The organism is Streptomyces sp. NPDC050564 (genome assembly GCF_044457265.1).
In the GTDB taxonomy this organism is placed as follows: Bacteria; Actinomycetota; Actinomycetes; order Streptomycetales; family Streptomycetaceae; genus Streptomyces.
Genome location: NZ_JBITGS010000064.1, coordinates 14,659 through 27,537 on the forward strand (window position 1 = coordinate 14,659; position 12,879 = coordinate 27,537).

The following is a 12,879-nucleotide window of genomic DNA, read 5'->3' on the forward strand; positions in this document are numbered from 1 at the left end:
GGGCGTGAGCATCAGGGCTCCTCGTCGGGCGGTCGCGCATCCGGCGGTTGCGTGTTCGGGGACAGGCGGAGCCGGTGGGCGATCACGTCGGTGGCAACCACCGAGATCCGTGCCCCCCGGGCGTACGCGTGGGCGCGCAGCCGGATGAAGGCTTCCTCGAAGCCGACGTCGAGCTCGACCACGAGGATGCCGGTGGCCTGGTCGATCTCGGCGCGGTAACCGCCCAGGTCGTCGAAGGGTGCGGCGTCCGGCCGGTCGGTGCCGGACGCGCCGGTGTCGAACGGGACACCTGTCTCACTGATCCGGGCATCGAGCAGAAGCAACGTGGCAGTGTCGGCGAAGGCCAACGCGTCGGCCACCTCGTCCGCGTCCAGCTCGATCGAACTGCTGGAGTACAGATCGAGTACGCCGGGGCTGATGGCCCCGATCTGCAGGGGGAAGGCGAAGACCGCTCTGGCTCCGGCTTCCAGGGCCGCGTCGGCGAACACCGTCCAATGCCGCTGGAGTTCACCGGCCAACAGGTCGGGGCAGAGGACCGTCGAGCCGAGGACGTAGGCGTCCACGCACGGTCCCTCGCCCAGTGTGAGCTGGAGTTCTTCCAGGTGCTGACTGACGGAGTCGGTGCTGCACAGCGGATGACTCGCCCGCCCGCGGGACATCGCGGACATCCCGGCCCCATCGACCGGCAGCGCCGCCACCGCCGCCGTACACACGTCGAGGACGCCGACCCGGGCGCCGCGCAGGGCCGCCTGCTCGGCTACGAGAGCCTGGATCCGCGCCGACCGGCTGCCGGGGATCACGGCGATGTCTGGTGCTCGGCGAGCAGCCGTTCCTGCAGCCGCGCGTGCGAGTGAACCAGGATCCCGGTGAAGGCATCCGGGACGGCGAGGAAGAGGGAGTTGGAGCCGGTGAGGGCGGCGACGAGGCGTTCCAGCGCCGAGCTGGCGTGGATGCCGTAGTGCCGGCACCGCTCCAGTGCTGGGTGCGCCGAGGGTGCCGATTTCAGATCGAACTCGCCGGTCAGAGTGACCAGCGCCCGGTTGTCCGTGTCGTGCCGGTAGACGTTCAGGATGGGTGGGATACCCATGGGCAGGGTGCCTCGGTTCACGAGACCGTGCCGGGTACCCGGTACGGTCGTACGGTCGTGCAGGCAGGTGAATGACCGATCCAGCAGCCGATGTTCCGGAGCGTAGGACCCAGCCGGTTCCCTCGGGGATGCGCGGGGCGGGCGGATGGGTGATCCGCTCGCCGCAGGCATGTGGGCCAAGCAGTGGTGGCCCGCCGGGGTCTGGGACGTCCGTACGCAGCATAGTCCTGAGACCGGTCCCACGGTTGCTCCGGGTGAGGGGCACCGCGATGGTCACACGTCGGTGATCGGGCGGCTCCCATGCCGTGCCCGGGGCGCTGATCGCAGGCGAAACACCGTCAGCCGGGCAGTCGTCCCGTTGTACCGTCCGCACCGCCGAAGGAGCCTCAGCTACCCCCCAGCTCAGCGGGGTGGCCGGCGAGTTGTCGCTCGGCCTGCTCCTCGCCGTCCGTGATCACGCCGATGGCCGCGGCGTCGATGACCGTCGGGCTCCGGAACGATCGAGGGACGTTGATGGAGAATCGCAGAGAAGAAGAGGTACGGGCGCCGAAGCGCAAGGTGCTCGACCTGACTGCTGTGCAGGTGGTGGCGAGCGCACTCGCGACGGTGGTGGGCGCGGTGCCGACGTCCCTGCTGGGGGTGGCCGGGACGATCACCGGCGCCGCCGTGGTCAGTGCCGGCGCGACCACCGGCGCAGCGGTCTTCTCGCATGCTTTCCGGCGGACGGGCGAGGGGCCGTAGCCGGATGCCGCCGGTGGGAGTGCCGAGGACGCCGGACGAGGAGCGGACGGAACACCCGTGGACGCCCGGGCGGTGTTTCGGGTTACCGGCTGATGCTTCGGTTGCCGACGCGCTACGGCCCTTCGTGCCCTCCGAGGGTGAGTCCGTCACCACTTATCGGGGTGGCTCCCTCCGGAGGTCCCTCGGCTGGAAGAAGTACGCCCTGGCGACGGGCCTGGTGTTCGCCCTGGCGATGGTCACGGTGACCGCGGTGGAGCTGATCGCGGGCAAGCCGGTGGCGGCCGTGGTCAGGAACGAGCCGGGCAGGGGAACCTCGGTGGGCGGTGGCTCGGCCGGTAGCCGTGGTCCCGCGGACAGCGTGACACCCGGCACGAGTGCGTTCAGTGGCTCGGCGCCGCAGACGGGCGGCTCCGCCTCGCCGGACGCGAGCGCGGCGCCGGACACCGGTTCCGGTCCCAGCCCGAGTCACAGTTCCAGTCCCACGGCTTCGGCGTCGTCCGGGCCGTCCAGCGGCGGTGCCGTGAACAGTTCCGATGTCACCGCTCACTGAACGGTAAAGAGCCGGTCCGGGCCGGTCGGCATGCTGCAACACAGCCGCCGCAGTACGACCGGCGCGATGTCGCACCGGCTTCCTGCGACGGCTGTGCTTCCTGCTGAGAGGACGGTGTCACTGAACGGCAGGCGCTGCCATGTGCAGCAGCCGTTCTGTGATCTCCCGGTACTGCCTGAGCGCGAGCCGTAGTTCCTCGGTCTGCGCGTTGGTGTCCGGGTCCTGCCAGCCTGTGCGCAGGACGCGCCGTCGTTCTGTGAGGGTGTCGGTGAACAGGGTGGCGACCTCGTCGAGGACGGCGTCGGCCTCTTCCACCGCATGGTGCGGACTGTCGACGAAGGTGCTGAGGGCCTGCTGGAGGCGCAGGGTGAGCTTGTCCCGGTCGCCCTGTGGGACCAGTTCCGGGCCGAGTCCGCGATCGGGACTGTCGGCGCCGGGCTCGCGCGGTGCGTGAGCGGATTCGGTGCGGGGTGTCTGCGGAGCGCGCTGCATCGCGGGATCCGCGTTCTCGGGCCGGGGTTGCTGTGGGTGTTCGGCGTTGTGCGACATCACGTGCTGCTTCCCTTCGCGTGGCGTCGGGTCAGTGGCCACGGCGCGTGCCCCTGGTCCTCGCGGGAGGACGCGTCGCGCCGGTTCGGGTCGGCCGGCTGTTCGCCGACCAGTGCCTCGAAGAGGCCTCGGGCTTCGACCATGGCCTCCCGCATTTCCTCGGTGCCGCTCTGGTCGCGGGCCGCCGCGTGCATGCCGCGGTAGCCCTGGACATGGTGGGCGTGGTGGACGGAGAGGGCGGCGATCTGGTCGTCGAACCGCTCGCCGTCGGGGAAGCCGCGGTCCCGTGCCAGGCGTGCCAGCAGCGCATCCGCCTCGATGACGGCCTTCTGCGGTGATTCGACGAACTGTTCCTGGACGGCGGCCCATTGGGTCACGTAGTGCTCGCGGACCGCGGGCGACAACGGCAGCTCCGTGAGGGAGCCGTGCTCCTTCACGCGCTCGCCGAGTTCCTGCTCGGCAGCCTTGGTGTCGCCGTCGTGGTCGGCGACGGCACGGCCGTACTCGGGGCCGAAGCGCCGCTTCAGCCCGTGCCCGCCACTGCCTTGCACTCGTCCACGTCCGAGATAGAGGAGGGTGGCCAGACCGATGACGATCACAGCGATGATCACGACGGTGAACATGGCCGCCTTCTTTGACTCTCGGTTCGCACGTTGGTCTGCTTCATTGCCGTCAATTCCTGTCGGTTCATTGAGCGTTGAGGCCTGCCGGGTGGTGTCCGCACGGTGTGGGAACGGTCCGGGGCGCTTCTGTCACAGCTTGAAGTCGTCCTTGGCGTTGTCGCCGGACTGCTTCAGGTTTCCGGAGACCTGGTCGGTCCTGCCGCGCCGCTGTAGTCGGCTGCTGTGGGTGGTCCGGCCGACGCGTTCCGTGACCAGGCCCTTCAGCGCCTGCGTCTTGTGCTCGATCGTCTGTCCGGCGCTCATGGTCGGCCTCCTGCTGGTTTGCGGGCGGGTTCGAGCCTGGGAGCGGACTACCTGCGGCTGTGCCGGCGCCTGCCTCCGCCGAGCCCACGCATGGCGAAGCCGGCGAGCCAGACGACCAGGAGTACGGCGGCGACCCACCAAAGGGCCTGCATGGTGAAGCCGAACCCGAACACCACCAGGATCAACAGAAGGAGAAGCATCCACAGGATCATTGCCGGGCCTCCGGATCGCGGGAATTTCCTGACTTCCGCGGGGTCCGGGCGAAGCGGGAAGGCGGAATGCGTCGCCCCAGTGATCCGGAGTGGCATGGCCCTACGCCGCGCTGTCAGTCAACTCCGGGCGACTTCCCTTGTCAACGGAGTGTCGACACTGAGGAGTTCTGTGAGCGGGGCAGGGGCCATCGGGGCGAGCGGAGCCTCGCCGGGTGCTTCGACCGGCTCGGCCGGCGGCAGGATGCGGTCCTCCCACCAGGACAGGCCCAGCACGGTGGCGAGCAGGACGAAGGGGGTCGAAGCCGGAACGATCAGCGCGTACATGTGTACCGCCTGCGGTGGTATGCGTGCGACGCGGCGGGCAGCAGAAGGGCGCTCGCCTGGGGCGCATCGATGCCGCGCCGGGATCTGGTGGCGACGGCGGATGCGGGAGCGGCCCGTTGATGACGGGACGGGCTCCGGCACTGATGCGCGAGGTGCGCTCCCGATGGAGCGCGAGAGGTGATCGACGCTGCCGGGGGCTGGGGCCGTACCGTGCACGCTAGCCCTCGCCGCGCTCCCCGGACAGATGTCAACTGGCCATCCGCTTTCGACCGGTTCCGTCGGACGCCGCCGACATGGGGCGCTATCCGCAACCTCTGGGGAGGGCTACGCTGTTCGAACAGGCCCCAGCCCCCGGCAGTGATGCGTTGTTCCACTCCGGGGAGGCCCGCCGTGTTCGTTCTGCTTCTCGTCCTGATCGTCGTCCTGTTCGGCCTCGGCTTTCTCCATCCCCTCTGGTGGGTGGCCGCGGCCGTGTTGCTCTTCGGCGCCACCCGCTACGGCCGCGATCGCGGGGGAGGCTGGATCCGTGGCGACGGGTCCGATCTCGGGGACTACCGGGACTACCAGGAGCGCCGGGACCGTCAGGACCGCTGGGAGCGCCGCTACAGCCGTCAGAACCGGGCGCGTTGGAGGCGCGAGGACCGTCGGGACCATGAACGCGGCGGGTGACCGATGAACCGGCCTGACATCCAGAGGTTCCCGGGTGGCCTTCGGCCACACCGGACGCGCGAAGACCGTGGAGAGGCGGATGCCGTGCATCGCACAGCCGTGCTTCCGAAGGACTGGTGGGGGCTGAGGGCCGGGGCCTCGATGGAGGAGGACCCGGCGGGTCAGGATGTCGTGGCGCTGCGCGCCGAGATCGATCAGCTGCGGCGGACGCTGGCCGCCCGTGCGGTCGTCGACCAGGCCTGCGGCATGGTGATGATCCTGGGCCCCTGCCGCCGTGGACCGGCCAGGAGCCTGCTGGCGGACATCTCACGGCACTGCAACACCGAACTTCCGGACGTGGCCGCGACTCTGGTCGCCACCTGGGAGGGCGAGCCGCTCTCGCGGCTGATGCAGCGGGGGCTGCGGCGTGCGCTGCGGCGGCTCTACGCGGAAGACCGAGGGTGCGACTCACCACTGGCGATGAGCCGTCCGGAAGGGGAAGGCCATGATTCACGCAGCTGATGTCCGAGAGTGGCGTGACCGCGACGTCGTGGACGCGCAGTCGCACAAGATCGGTGTCCTTGAGGCGGTGTATGTGGACACCACCACGGATGAGCCGGCCATGGCCACGGTTCGCACCGGGCTGCCCACGCGGCACCGGCTGGTCTTCGTCCCCTTGGCGGACGCGATCGCCGGGCCGGACTATCTCAGGGTCGGCTATGCCAAAGCACTGGTGAGGGAGGCTCCTTCGATCGGCACCGACGACGTGCTGCCCGCCGAGCGGGAGGAAGCGATCTTCAAGCACTACGGACTTGCCTACCAGCCCGGTGCAGCCGGCGAACGGCAACTGGCGCGCCGCTGATCGCTCATGGAGAGGATGACCGCGTTGTGAGGTACGCACCCGCGCACCAGGTGACCACGCCCCGTGAAGAACAGCGGCTGTTGACGGCTGTCACTTGGCCCGGGGATGCGGCGTTGGCCGTCGAGATCCTCGAACTGCAGGCTAGGGATGAGTAGTTGGAGCGGGCACTGGTAAGTCGTGCGGTGATCGATCAGGCGCGCGGCATGGTGATGGCCCTGGCGCCGTGTTCCGGCGAGCGGGCCTGGGACCTGCTGGTGAACGTGTCGCAGCACTGCAACGTCAAGCTCCGGGACGTGGCCGCTGCCCTGGTCGCCACGACGAAGGACGAGGCGCTCCCGGAACAGCTACGGCGGGAGCTGCGCCGGGCGTTGCGGCGTCTTCATGCGGCGGTGCGGCGGTGCGGCGGAGCGGCGGAGCGGCGGAGCGGCGGTGACGGCGTGCGGGTCCGGCGGACGGCACCGGGAGCTGTGAGCTCAACCCGCCGGTGCCTTCGTCCAGGACGGCCGTCGGACGCCCTTTGTGTAGCCCACCTCGTGGAACTCAAACGCCGGCCTGGTTCTTCTCCTCGCCAGGCCACGGACGATGCGGTCGATGCGGATTCAACTCCGCTCTCAGGGCCAGTCGTTGGACATGTCCAGACGCTACGGCGGAAGCTCCGCGGGGACGGTCATCTCCATCATCGCGGACATCGCGGCACTGATTCTGATCCTGTGGATCGCCTTCTACTGTTCGACGCCAACGCCGCCGACAGCGCGGTCTCCTGGGTCCACGACGCGGCGAACTGGCCCTCGGGCTGGTCGCACAACCTGTTCACCATCCACTCGGGCGACTGGCGCACCGTGGTCAACTACGGTCTGCCCGCTGGCGTCTACCTGCTGATCGGTCACGCGGTGGCCGGCCGGGTTAACCGGGCCTAGCCCGTCCTCCGACGCGCAGCCGCGCGGAGAACAGACGCGCAGCCGCGCGGAGAACAGACGCGCAGCCGCGCGGAGAACATGGGGCGGAACGGGCCGCGCATGACCGTCGCCCTCGATGCCACCGGCCGGAGCCTGAACGCGGCATCGACTGTCCACGAGGTACGGACAGCACCGAACGGCCAGACACGGACGCGGTATCCAGCCCCAGCCCCCGGCAGCGTGACATTCCACCCCGAGGAGTCCCATTGTGTGTCTGCAGGTACCGCAACTCACCTCATCCCCGCAGAAGCTTCCCGAGCTCCGGTCCAGCGGCCTGTGGCCGCCGGTATGCCGGAGGACTGCAAGACGGTCGTCGTCAGCGGCAGTCTCACTCTCGCCACCGTTCCGGGACTGCGCGAGCGTCTTATGGGCGCATGTCACGGTCCCGGAAGGCAGTCGACCCTCGACCTGTCGGGCGTCACCTCCTGCGACACTCTGGGGCCTCGGGCTGCTCGTAGCCATGGCACGCAGGGTCCATCTCTTCGGCGGCGACCTGCGCCTTGCCGCCCCGAGCCGCGCCGTCGTCGAGGCGCTGAGCGACAGCGGGCTGATCCGGCTCCTCCGGGTCCTTCCCGATGCCGCCACGGCCGGCGGAATCACGGCTGTCGAGGCGCCCGCCCCGGTGCTTCGGACAGCGGCCTAGACACACGGATGACCGGTGGACGACTCGCCGCCATGGAGCTTCGCGCTCACCCGACGACTGCCCGGGACCGGGCGGGGATCAGCCGTGGGCACGTGACGCGTCGGAGTCGGAGTCCGCCCGTGCCGGCCAGTTGTCCCGCCGTTCCCGCGCCACTGCCGCACGACTGCCGATCCGCTTGCCGCCGGAGCCGACCCGTTCTCCGCTCAGAGGCAAGGTCGGCGCGACCGGCTGAACAGGGACGGTCAGTTCGGGCATTGCGGGGCGCGAGCCGCTCCGGCGCGCGAACTCGCCGTCGGTTTCCCTGCTCTGGTGCTCGAAGAAGCGGAGCATCTCCACCGGGAACGGCATGACCAGGGTGCTGTTCTTCTCCGCAGAGACGTCCACCACGGTCTGCAGCAGGCGCAGTTGGAGCGCGCCCGGAGTGTCGGCCATGGTCGCCGCGGCGTCGCTCAGCCGCTGGGACGCCTGGAACTCACCGTCGGCGGCGATGACCCGGGCACGGCGTTCCCGTTCGGCCTCGGCCTGCTTGGACATGGAGCGCATCATTGACTCCGGAAGGGCGATGTCCTTGATCTCCACGCGTTCGATGCGCAGTCCCCAGGGTTCCTCGGTGGGGGCGTCCATCACCTTCTTGAGCTCCGCGTTGATGTGGTCGCGGTCAGAGAGCAGTGTGTCCAGATCCGCCCTGCCGATGACCGCACGCAGCGAGGTCTGGGCGATCTGGGAGACGGCGCTGGGGTAGTTGCGGACGTTCACCAGGGCCTTGACCGGGTCGATGACCCGGAAGTAGACGACCGCGTCGACGGTGAGCGTCACGTTGTCGGCGGTGATGGATCCCTGCGGCGGGATGCCGAGGACCTCGGTCTGGACGGACACTTTCCGCATCCGGTCCCCGATCGGCCGGATGACGCGCAGGCCGGGCCCGCGGATGTCCGGCAGCAGCCGCCCGAAGCGGAACACCACGCCCTTCTCGTACTGCTGGACGTTGCGCAGGCTCAGGGCGAGCAGGACCAGCCCGACCGCGGCGAACACCACCAGCACAGTGATCAGAACACCCATGGTTCTCACATTCCTTACGTCGATGGTGTCCCCGAACCCGAGCGGTCCGGGAAGCACACGGCACGGGAGGACCCCCGGCCTGTTGTCCGTGGTGCGGCGGCCGGGGTCCTGGGCTGCGGGTTGCGCGAAACGTCGAGCGGTGGGCGCTATGTCACTCCGGACGGGGCGGAGTGATGCCGGTGGCGGCCAGAATCCGCTCGGCCGAGACGACGTTGCCGTCCCGTACTGCCATGGCCATCGCGGCGCGTGCGGGCGAGGGCGCCGTCTCCGGAGGGATCATCAGGAACAGGAAGTGGTCCTGGTCGCCCCGGTTGACGATCATCGTGCTGTCCCCGACGGCGGACCAGTCGATGCGGACCGTATGTCCCTCGACGACCAGATGGCCCAGTGTCCTGTCCCACCCGCTCGCGTCGAGACCCACGCGGGCCGTGGGGCCCAGTTGCGCCGTCAGCGTGATGAGCAGGCCGGAGAGCTGGCTCTCGAGGTCGCGCGTCCTCGGCCACCACGCGCCGTCGAACGTCCCCGTGCGATGGGGCGTCGTCTCCATCCGCAAGACCGCGGTGCCGGGGAGCAACGGCTCACTGCTGGTGTCTGCCAGGAGCCTGACGGGGTGTATGGCGGGGGCATGGCGACTCACTTCTCTTCCGTGCGGGCCCGGCCCGTGGCCGGAACCGTCCGCGTCCCCCGTCTCGGTGGTCGCGGCGATCGCCGGCCGCTCGTTCCGGCACGACCGCTAGCCTTCCGCGGGGCCGGTGGCGCCGGCCCCCGGACAGTCGGCCGGGAGCGGCCGTAGGGGAAAGCGGTGATGCGCTCGTCGTGCTGGTTGTTGAGCAGATGGATCAGGAGCACGCACACAGCGACCATCGCCAGGAGCACGACCACGGTCACGAAGGTCTCCATGGCCCTCACATCCCCCGTGCCCGATTCGGTATCGGAAGAGCGACCGGCGTGATGCCGAGTACCGGAGCAGTGACTGCCGGGATCCGCGGACGTGCGATCGGATCGCGGGCCTTATGGCCTCCTTCGGCGTCCCAGACGGCCTGCACGGCCCAGTCGGTCTCCGATACGGTGCGCAGACGCGCCGCCTCCTCCATCAGTCGGCCCGTGGTCGACGTGCGCAGTGGGTCGCTCGCAGCGGCCATCAGCCAGACGGCCGAGACGGGAGTCGTCTGCGGATCGAGCACGGCAGTCAATGAGGGAAATTCCGCCCCCAGATCCCGGGAGCGGGGCCACCAGGAGCCATCCAGCGGAGCCGGTGCCGAACCGGTGAGGGTCGGCGACATGCGGAGAGATGGCGAGGAGGGCCGGTCTTCGAAAATCGGCGTGTACGAAACGGTCGCGGTCATGATGCGAACCCTGCTCCGGAGCGGTCGCAACCGGCCCGGCGTGTTCAATCGCCGAAAACGACACAGGCATGGAGGCCGGTGCGCGAAATACCCTCGGTGACATCAGGGTACTCCTCCGGCTGACCGTACGGACTCTGCCGAGCGGTCGCGGTGACCCGGGACCCGTTACCTGAGTCCACCGATCCGAGATGGCGAGTTGATGAACAGATCCGGCGGGCCGTTCCACGGACGCGATCTGTGCAAGTGTGGGAAGTGGACGGGCCGACGCCGAGCACCCGGATACCGATCGGCTGCCGCGGTCGGCCGTCTGTGACAGTGAGGAGCGCGCCATGGGCGCGAACACGGGCGAGACTGCGTTACCCGACACCCTTCAGAAGCTCACAGACCATCTGACGGCCTCCTACGCCAACCTGCTGACGGCCGCAGTCGTGCGGGATGTCGTGCAGGACTGCTACCAGCCGCTCAGCAACGCTCGTATCGCCAACTACGTGCCGATCCTCGTCGAGCACAACAGCCGCACCAGGCTACGACGACTCGCCCGACGCCCCGATCCCACGGTTCCCCCTCGTGAGGAGTCCGACGGGACACGAGGCCACTCCGTCACCACGGCTCTGCGAAGGCTTCGCATCGCCCTGACCCGCTCGGCATAGACACCCCGTCCGTTCAAGGCACACTGGGCACACGGGCCCGCTCCATCAACTCCTCGCCCGGTGCCCGGTCCAGGCCGACTGCTCCCGCCAACCCCACATCCGTTCCACCGAGGCGGACGCCGCACCCGTGATCAGTACGACAGCGGGTTCTCAGGACAGCGCCGACTGCTTCCCCGGCGGGGGCAGCTTCTGGAGCAGCTCCCAGAGCGGTCGTGAGCCTCCCGCCCACTCGCCCAGCGTTCCCCGGTCGACCAGATGCAGCTTCTGGGACGTCGCCAGCGGCGCACATCCCGCGGTGAAGCGTCCGTTCGTCACCAGAACCACGACGTCCCCGCCGTGCAGCTGGCGGCCGGTGCCGTTGAGCACATGCAGATCCGGGGGCCCACCGACGATCCCGATGCCCCGTCCTGCCGGTGCTTGCACTGGATCACCCAGCGCCTGCCGCGCGGATCGGTCGCTGTCACATCCGCGCCGTTGTCCCCGGCCCCGCCCACCGGTACGGCATCCGCGCAGCCGTCACGGCGCATCAGGTCCCGTACCGCGAACTCGAAGTCCTCGTGATGGAGCCCGTCGAGCTGGGGGAGCCTGTACCGCAGCCTCCGCACGTGCACCCGCTCCCAGCGGGCGCTCACCGCCCACTGCGTGAGCCAGAGACCGCCGGCCCCGCCCACGACGGCGGCGAGCACGGCGAGCAGCCACCAGTTCCCCGGCACCCACTCACCCACGGCGACGCAGCACCCGACGCCAGCGGCAGCCGCGATGGCGAGCACCAACGGATGGGGGCCACGTAGACCGCTTCGAGCACGCCGATCTTGTGCCCCTTCGGGTCGACGACGTCATGGGTGCGCCACTCGCGGATGTCCGCTGCCTGGATCATGCGCTGTCCCTCCTGAGCGGGACACCCGTCGATGCGGGCCCTGTCCCTTGGAAGGTCGGGCGGCTGCACGTGAGAGCGAGCCAACCCACGAACCCGGGTACTGCGGTTCGTGCGGCTCGTACTTTTCCCGAGCGTCGCATCAACCACGCTCTGCTACGGCTTCCGTGATCCATCCGGCACCGAGTGACGCAGGACGCGGCCCCACATGGACGTGTACTGGCGCCACAGCGGCCCGCTCACGTACGTGATCCCGTGCCGGGCGCAGATCTCGCGCACCCGTGGCGCGAGTTCGGCGTAGCGGTTGCTGGGCAGGTCGGGGAAGACGTGGTGCTCGATCTGGTGGCTCAGGTTGCCGGTGAGCACGTGGAGGAGGGAACCGCCCTCGATGTTCGCCGAGCCCTGGATCTGGCGCAGGTACCACTGGCCGCGCGTCTCCCCCTCCAGTTGCTCCGCCTCGTACGAGAAGGTCTGGACATCGCCCGGGAAGTGGCCGCAGAAGATGACGGTGTGCGCCCAGACGTTGCGCAGGCCGTTGGCGGTGAGGTTGCCGAGCAGGCACGGCAGTGCGGACGGGCCCGCGAGCAGCGGGAAGAGGACGTAGTCCTTGGCGAACTGGCGCACCGTCTTCCGCGCCAGCCCCGCGATCTCGCCGAGCAGGCTCCGCACGCTCTTGCGGCCCGCGGCCACCGCGTCCGCCTCCAGGTCGTACAGGGCGATGCCCCATTCGAAGACGGGGGCGAGCAGGGCGGTGTACAGCGGCTGGAGGAGGTGGATCGGATGCCAGCGCTGGTCCGGGCTCATGCGCAGGATGGTGTAGCCGAGGTCCCGGTCGAGGCCGACGACGTTGGTGTAGGTGTGGTGCAGGTGGTTGTGGGTGTGCTTCCAGGAGTCGGCGGGCGTGAGGAAGTCCCACTCCCAGGTGGTGGAGTGGATCGCCGGGTCGCCCATCCAGTCCCACTGGCCGTGCAGAATGTTGTGGCCCAGCTCCATGTTCTCCAGGATCTTGGCGGTGGTCAGCATCGCGGTGCCCGCGAGCCAGGCGGGCGGAAAGAGGGATACGGCGAGGGCGGCGCGGCCGCCGGTCTCCAGGCCGCGCTGCGCGGCGATCACCGTACGGATGTAGCGGGCGTCCTCGGCGCCGCGCGCCGCGACGACCGCGGCGCGGATCCGGTCGAGCTCCTCGCCGAGCAGCTCCGTGTGATCTTCGAGCGACTCAAAGGGGGTGACTGGTACGGCAGTTGTGGACATCGCAGGCTCCTTGAGGGGCTAGAGGGCGAGGGTGAGCGGACCTGCCGCACCGTTGACGCAGGTCTGGATCAACTCGCCTGGTTCGCCGCGCAGTTCGCCGGTCCGCAGATCGCGGACGCGGCCGTGGACCAGCGGGACGAGGCAGCCGAAGCAGATCCCCCGGCGGCAGCCGTGCGGCATCGCCACACCGGCCGCCTCCCC

21 protein-coding genes and 3 pseudogenes are annotated in these 12,879 nt (G+C 69.5%); 9 read left to right on the top strand and 15 right to left on the bottom strand.

Annotated elements, in window-relative coordinates:
• Positions 1-11 precede the first annotated feature (11 nt).
• Both ACIBK0_RS48340 and ACIBK0_RS48345 read right to left on the bottom strand, forming a co-directional pair.
• Entirely contained in the window at positions 12-800 is a 789-nt protein-coding gene (locus ACIBK0_RS48340; protein ID WP_399095748.1) for a GAF and ANTAR domain-containing protein, read from the bottom strand.
• On the bottom strand, positions 797-1,087 hold the full coding sequence (locus ACIBK0_RS48345) for a hypothetical protein (protein WP_399095751.1): 291 nt from the start codon (positions 1,085-1,087) through the stop codon (positions 797-799). The genes ACIBK0_RS48340 and ACIBK0_RS48345 overlap by 4 nt, the downstream gene beginning before the upstream one ends.
• Positions 1,088-1,600: 513 nt before the next feature.
• Between ACIBK0_RS48345 and ACIBK0_RS48350 the strand changes: the two genes are divergently transcribed.
• The gene (locus tag ACIBK0_RS48350; protein WP_399095754.1) at positions 1,601-1,828 is read left to right on the top strand and encodes a hypothetical protein; all 228 of its coding nucleotides are present in this window, start codon (positions 1,601-1,603) and stop codon (positions 1,826-1,828) included.
• A gap of 124 nt (positions 1,829-1,952) precedes the next feature.
• Entirely contained in the window at positions 1,953-2,378 is a 426-nt protein-coding gene (locus ACIBK0_RS48355) for a hypothetical protein (RefSeq protein ID WP_399095757.1), read from the top strand.
• 117 nt (positions 2,379-2,495) lie between these two features.
• On the opposite strand, the gene ACIBK0_RS48360 is transcribed toward ACIBK0_RS48355, so the two are convergent.
• From ACIBK0_RS48360 to ACIBK0_RS48380, 5 genes are all read right to left on the bottom strand, one after another.
• Positions 2,496-2,927: a hypothetical protein gene (locus tag ACIBK0_RS48360; RefSeq protein ID WP_399095806.1), complete on the bottom strand. Its 432-nt coding sequence runs from the start codon at positions 2,925-2,927 to the stop codon at positions 2,496-2,498.
• Positions 2,927-3,550, bottom strand: coding sequence for a hypothetical protein (locus tag ACIBK0_RS48365; protein ID WP_399095760.1), 624 nt, complete (start codon positions 3,548-3,550; stop codon positions 2,927-2,929). Before ACIBK0_RS48365 ends, ACIBK0_RS48360 begins: the two co-directional genes overlap by 1 nt.
• A gap of 129 nt (positions 3,551-3,679) precedes the next feature.
• Positions 3,680-3,853 carry a CsbD family protein gene (locus ACIBK0_RS48370; protein ID WP_399095763.1) on the bottom strand — a complete coding sequence of 58 codons (174 nt, stop codon included), beginning with the start codon at positions 3,851-3,853 and terminating at the stop codon, positions 3,680-3,682.
• Between the two features lie 47 nt (positions 3,854-3,900).
• Positions 3,901-4,053, bottom strand: a complete 153-nt coding sequence (locus ACIBK0_RS48375) for a hydrophobic protein (RefSeq protein ID WP_399095766.1) — start codon at positions 4,051-4,053, stop codon at positions 3,901-3,903.
• A gap of 129 nt (positions 4,054-4,182) precedes the next feature.
• Positions 4,183-4,389 carry a hypothetical protein gene (locus ACIBK0_RS48380; protein WP_399095769.1) on the bottom strand — a complete coding sequence of 69 codons (207 nt, stop codon included), beginning with the start codon at positions 4,387-4,389 and terminating at the stop codon, positions 4,183-4,185.
• A 390-nt stretch (positions 4,390-4,779) separates the two neighbouring features.
• On the opposite strand from ACIBK0_RS48380, the gene ACIBK0_RS48385 reads away from it, so the two are divergent.
• From ACIBK0_RS48385 to ACIBK0_RS48410, 6 genes and pseudogenes are all read left to right on the top strand, one after another.
• Complete coding sequence (locus ACIBK0_RS48385; protein ID WP_399095772.1) at positions 4,780-5,058, top strand: hypothetical protein; 279 nt, start codon at positions 4,780-4,782, stop codon at positions 5,056-5,058.
• A gap of 84 nt (positions 5,059-5,142) precedes the next feature.
• Positions 5,143-5,559, top strand: coding sequence for an ANTAR domain-containing protein (locus ACIBK0_RS48390; RefSeq protein WP_399095775.1), 417 nt, complete (start codon positions 5,143-5,145; stop codon positions 5,557-5,559).
• On the top strand, positions 5,543-5,899 hold the full coding sequence (locus ACIBK0_RS48395; RefSeq protein WP_399095778.1) for a PRC-barrel domain-containing protein: 357 nt from the start codon (positions 5,543-5,545) through the stop codon (positions 5,897-5,899). Before ACIBK0_RS48390 ends, ACIBK0_RS48395 begins: the two co-directional genes overlap by 17 nt.
• 155 nt (positions 5,900-6,054) lie before the next feature.
• Positions 6,055-6,198 (top strand): annotated as a pseudogene (locus ACIBK0_RS48400) (ANTAR domain-containing protein); the annotation flags it as partial.
• A gap of 331 nt (positions 6,199-6,529) precedes the next feature.
• Positions 6,530-6,816, top strand: a pseudogene (locus ACIBK0_RS48405) (hypothetical protein).
• Between the two features lie 499 nt (positions 6,817-7,315).
• Positions 7,316-7,498 (top strand): hypothetical protein, encoded by a 183-nt coding sequence (locus tag ACIBK0_RS48410; RefSeq protein ID WP_399095781.1) that lies wholly within the window; start codon positions 7,316-7,318, stop codon positions 7,496-7,498.
• 78 nt (positions 7,499-7,576) lie between these two features.
• On the opposite strand, the gene ACIBK0_RS48415 is transcribed toward ACIBK0_RS48410, so the two are convergent.
• The 3 genes from ACIBK0_RS48415 to ACIBK0_RS48425 form a co-directional block, all read right to left on the bottom strand.
• On the bottom strand, positions 7,577-8,557 hold the full coding sequence (locus ACIBK0_RS48415; protein ID WP_399095784.1) for an SPFH domain-containing protein: 981 nt from the start codon (positions 8,555-8,557) through the stop codon (positions 7,577-7,579).
• A gap of 151 nt (positions 8,558-8,708) precedes the next feature.
• The gene (locus ACIBK0_RS48420) at positions 8,709-9,104 is read right to left on the bottom strand and encodes a DUF5994 family protein (protein WP_399095787.1); all 396 of its coding nucleotides are present in this window, start codon (positions 9,102-9,104) and stop codon (positions 8,709-8,711) included.
• A gap of 358 nt (positions 9,105-9,462) precedes the next feature.
• Positions 9,463-9,903: a DUF5994 family protein gene (locus tag ACIBK0_RS48425; RefSeq protein ID WP_399095789.1), complete on the bottom strand. Its 441-nt coding sequence runs from the start codon at positions 9,901-9,903 to the stop codon at positions 9,463-9,465.
• 329 nt (positions 9,904-10,232) lie between these two features.
• On the opposite strand from ACIBK0_RS48425, the gene ACIBK0_RS48430 reads away from it, so the two are divergent.
• Positions 10,233-10,553: a three-helix bundle dimerization domain-containing protein gene (locus tag ACIBK0_RS48430; RefSeq protein WP_399095792.1), complete on the top strand. Its 321-nt coding sequence runs from the start codon at positions 10,233-10,235 to the stop codon at positions 10,551-10,553.
• A gap of 150 nt (positions 10,554-10,703) precedes the next feature.
• Here ACIBK0_RS48430 and ACIBK0_RS48435 read toward each other — a convergent pair whose 3' ends face one another.
• From ACIBK0_RS48435 to ACIBK0_RS48455, 5 genes and pseudogenes are all read right to left on the bottom strand, one after another.
• A complete protein-coding gene (locus ACIBK0_RS48435; RefSeq protein ID WP_399095795.1) occupies positions 10,704-10,868 on the bottom strand; it encodes a hypothetical protein in 165 nt (54 codons plus the stop codon).
• Positions 10,865-11,278, bottom strand: coding sequence for a restriction endonuclease (locus tag ACIBK0_RS48440; protein ID WP_399095798.1), 414 nt, complete (start codon positions 11,276-11,278; stop codon positions 10,865-10,867). Before ACIBK0_RS48440 ends, ACIBK0_RS48435 begins: the two co-directional genes overlap by 4 nt.
• Positions 11,279-11,337: 59 nt before the next feature.
• Positions 11,338-11,430: pseudogene (locus ACIBK0_RS48445) on the bottom strand (PRC-barrel domain containing protein); the annotation flags it as partial.
• 153 nt (positions 11,431-11,583) lie between these two features.
• Positions 11,584-12,678, bottom strand: coding sequence for a fatty acid desaturase family protein (locus ACIBK0_RS48450; RefSeq protein ID WP_399095801.1), 1,095 nt, complete (start codon positions 12,676-12,678; stop codon positions 11,584-11,586).
• A gap of 18 nt (positions 12,679-12,696) precedes the next feature.
• On the bottom strand, positions 12,697-12,879 hold a 183-nt coding region (locus ACIBK0_RS48455), incomplete at its 5' end, for a 2Fe-2S iron-sulfur cluster-binding protein (RefSeq protein WP_399095804.1).

Bases quoted from the DNA above. Each gene is read 5' to 3' on its own strand.
- ACIBK0_RS48345 (WP_399095751.1), bottom strand. From the start codon at position 1,087: ATGGGTATCCCACCCATCCTGAACGTCTACCGGCACGACACGGACAAC.
- ACIBK0_RS48350 (WP_399095754.1), top strand. From the start codon at position 1,601: ATGGAGAATCGCAGAGAAGAAGAGGTACGGGCGCCGAAGCGCAAGGTG.
- ACIBK0_RS48360 (WP_399095806.1), bottom strand. From the start codon at position 2,927: ATGTCGCACAACGCCGAACACCCACAGCAACCCCGGCCCGAGAACGCG.
- ACIBK0_RS48365 (WP_399095760.1), bottom strand. From the start codon at position 3,550: ATGTTCACCGTCGTGATCATCGCTGTGATCGTCATCGGTCTGGCCACC.
- ACIBK0_RS48370 (WP_399095763.1), bottom strand. From the start codon at position 3,853: ATGAGCGCCGGACAGACGATCGAGCACAAGACGCAGGCGCTGAAGGGC.
- ACIBK0_RS48375 (WP_399095766.1), bottom strand. From the start codon at position 4,053: ATGCTTCTCCTTCTGTTGATCCTGGTGGTGTTCGGGTTCGGCTTCACC.
- ACIBK0_RS48380 (WP_399095769.1), bottom strand. From the start codon at position 4,389: ATGTACGCGCTGATCGTTCCGGCTTCGACCCCCTTCGTCCTGCTCGCC.
- ACIBK0_RS48395 (WP_399095778.1), top strand. From the start codon at position 5,543: ATGATTCACGCAGCTGATGTCCGAGAGTGGCGTGACCGCGACGTCGTG.
- ACIBK0_RS48410 (WP_399095781.1), top strand. From the start codon at position 7,316: ATGGCACGCAGGGTCCATCTCTTCGGCGGCGACCTGCGCCTTGCCGCC.
- ACIBK0_RS48415 (WP_399095784.1), bottom strand. From the start codon at position 8,557: ATGGGTGTTCTGATCACTGTGCTGGTGGTGTTCGCCGCGGTCGGGCTG.
- ACIBK0_RS48420 (WP_399095787.1), bottom strand. From the start codon at position 9,104: ATGGAGACGACGCCCCATCGCACGGGGACGTTCGACGGCGCGTGGTGG.
- ACIBK0_RS48425 (WP_399095789.1), bottom strand. From the start codon at position 9,903: ATGACCGCGACCGTTTCGTACACGCCGATTTTCGAAGACCGGCCCTCC.
- ACIBK0_RS48430 (WP_399095792.1), top strand. From the start codon at position 10,233: ATGGGCGCGAACACGGGCGAGACTGCGTTACCCGACACCCTTCAGAAG.
- ACIBK0_RS48450 (WP_399095801.1), bottom strand. From the start codon at position 12,678: ATGTCCACAACTGCCGTACCAGTCACCCCCTTTGAGTCGCTCGAAGAT.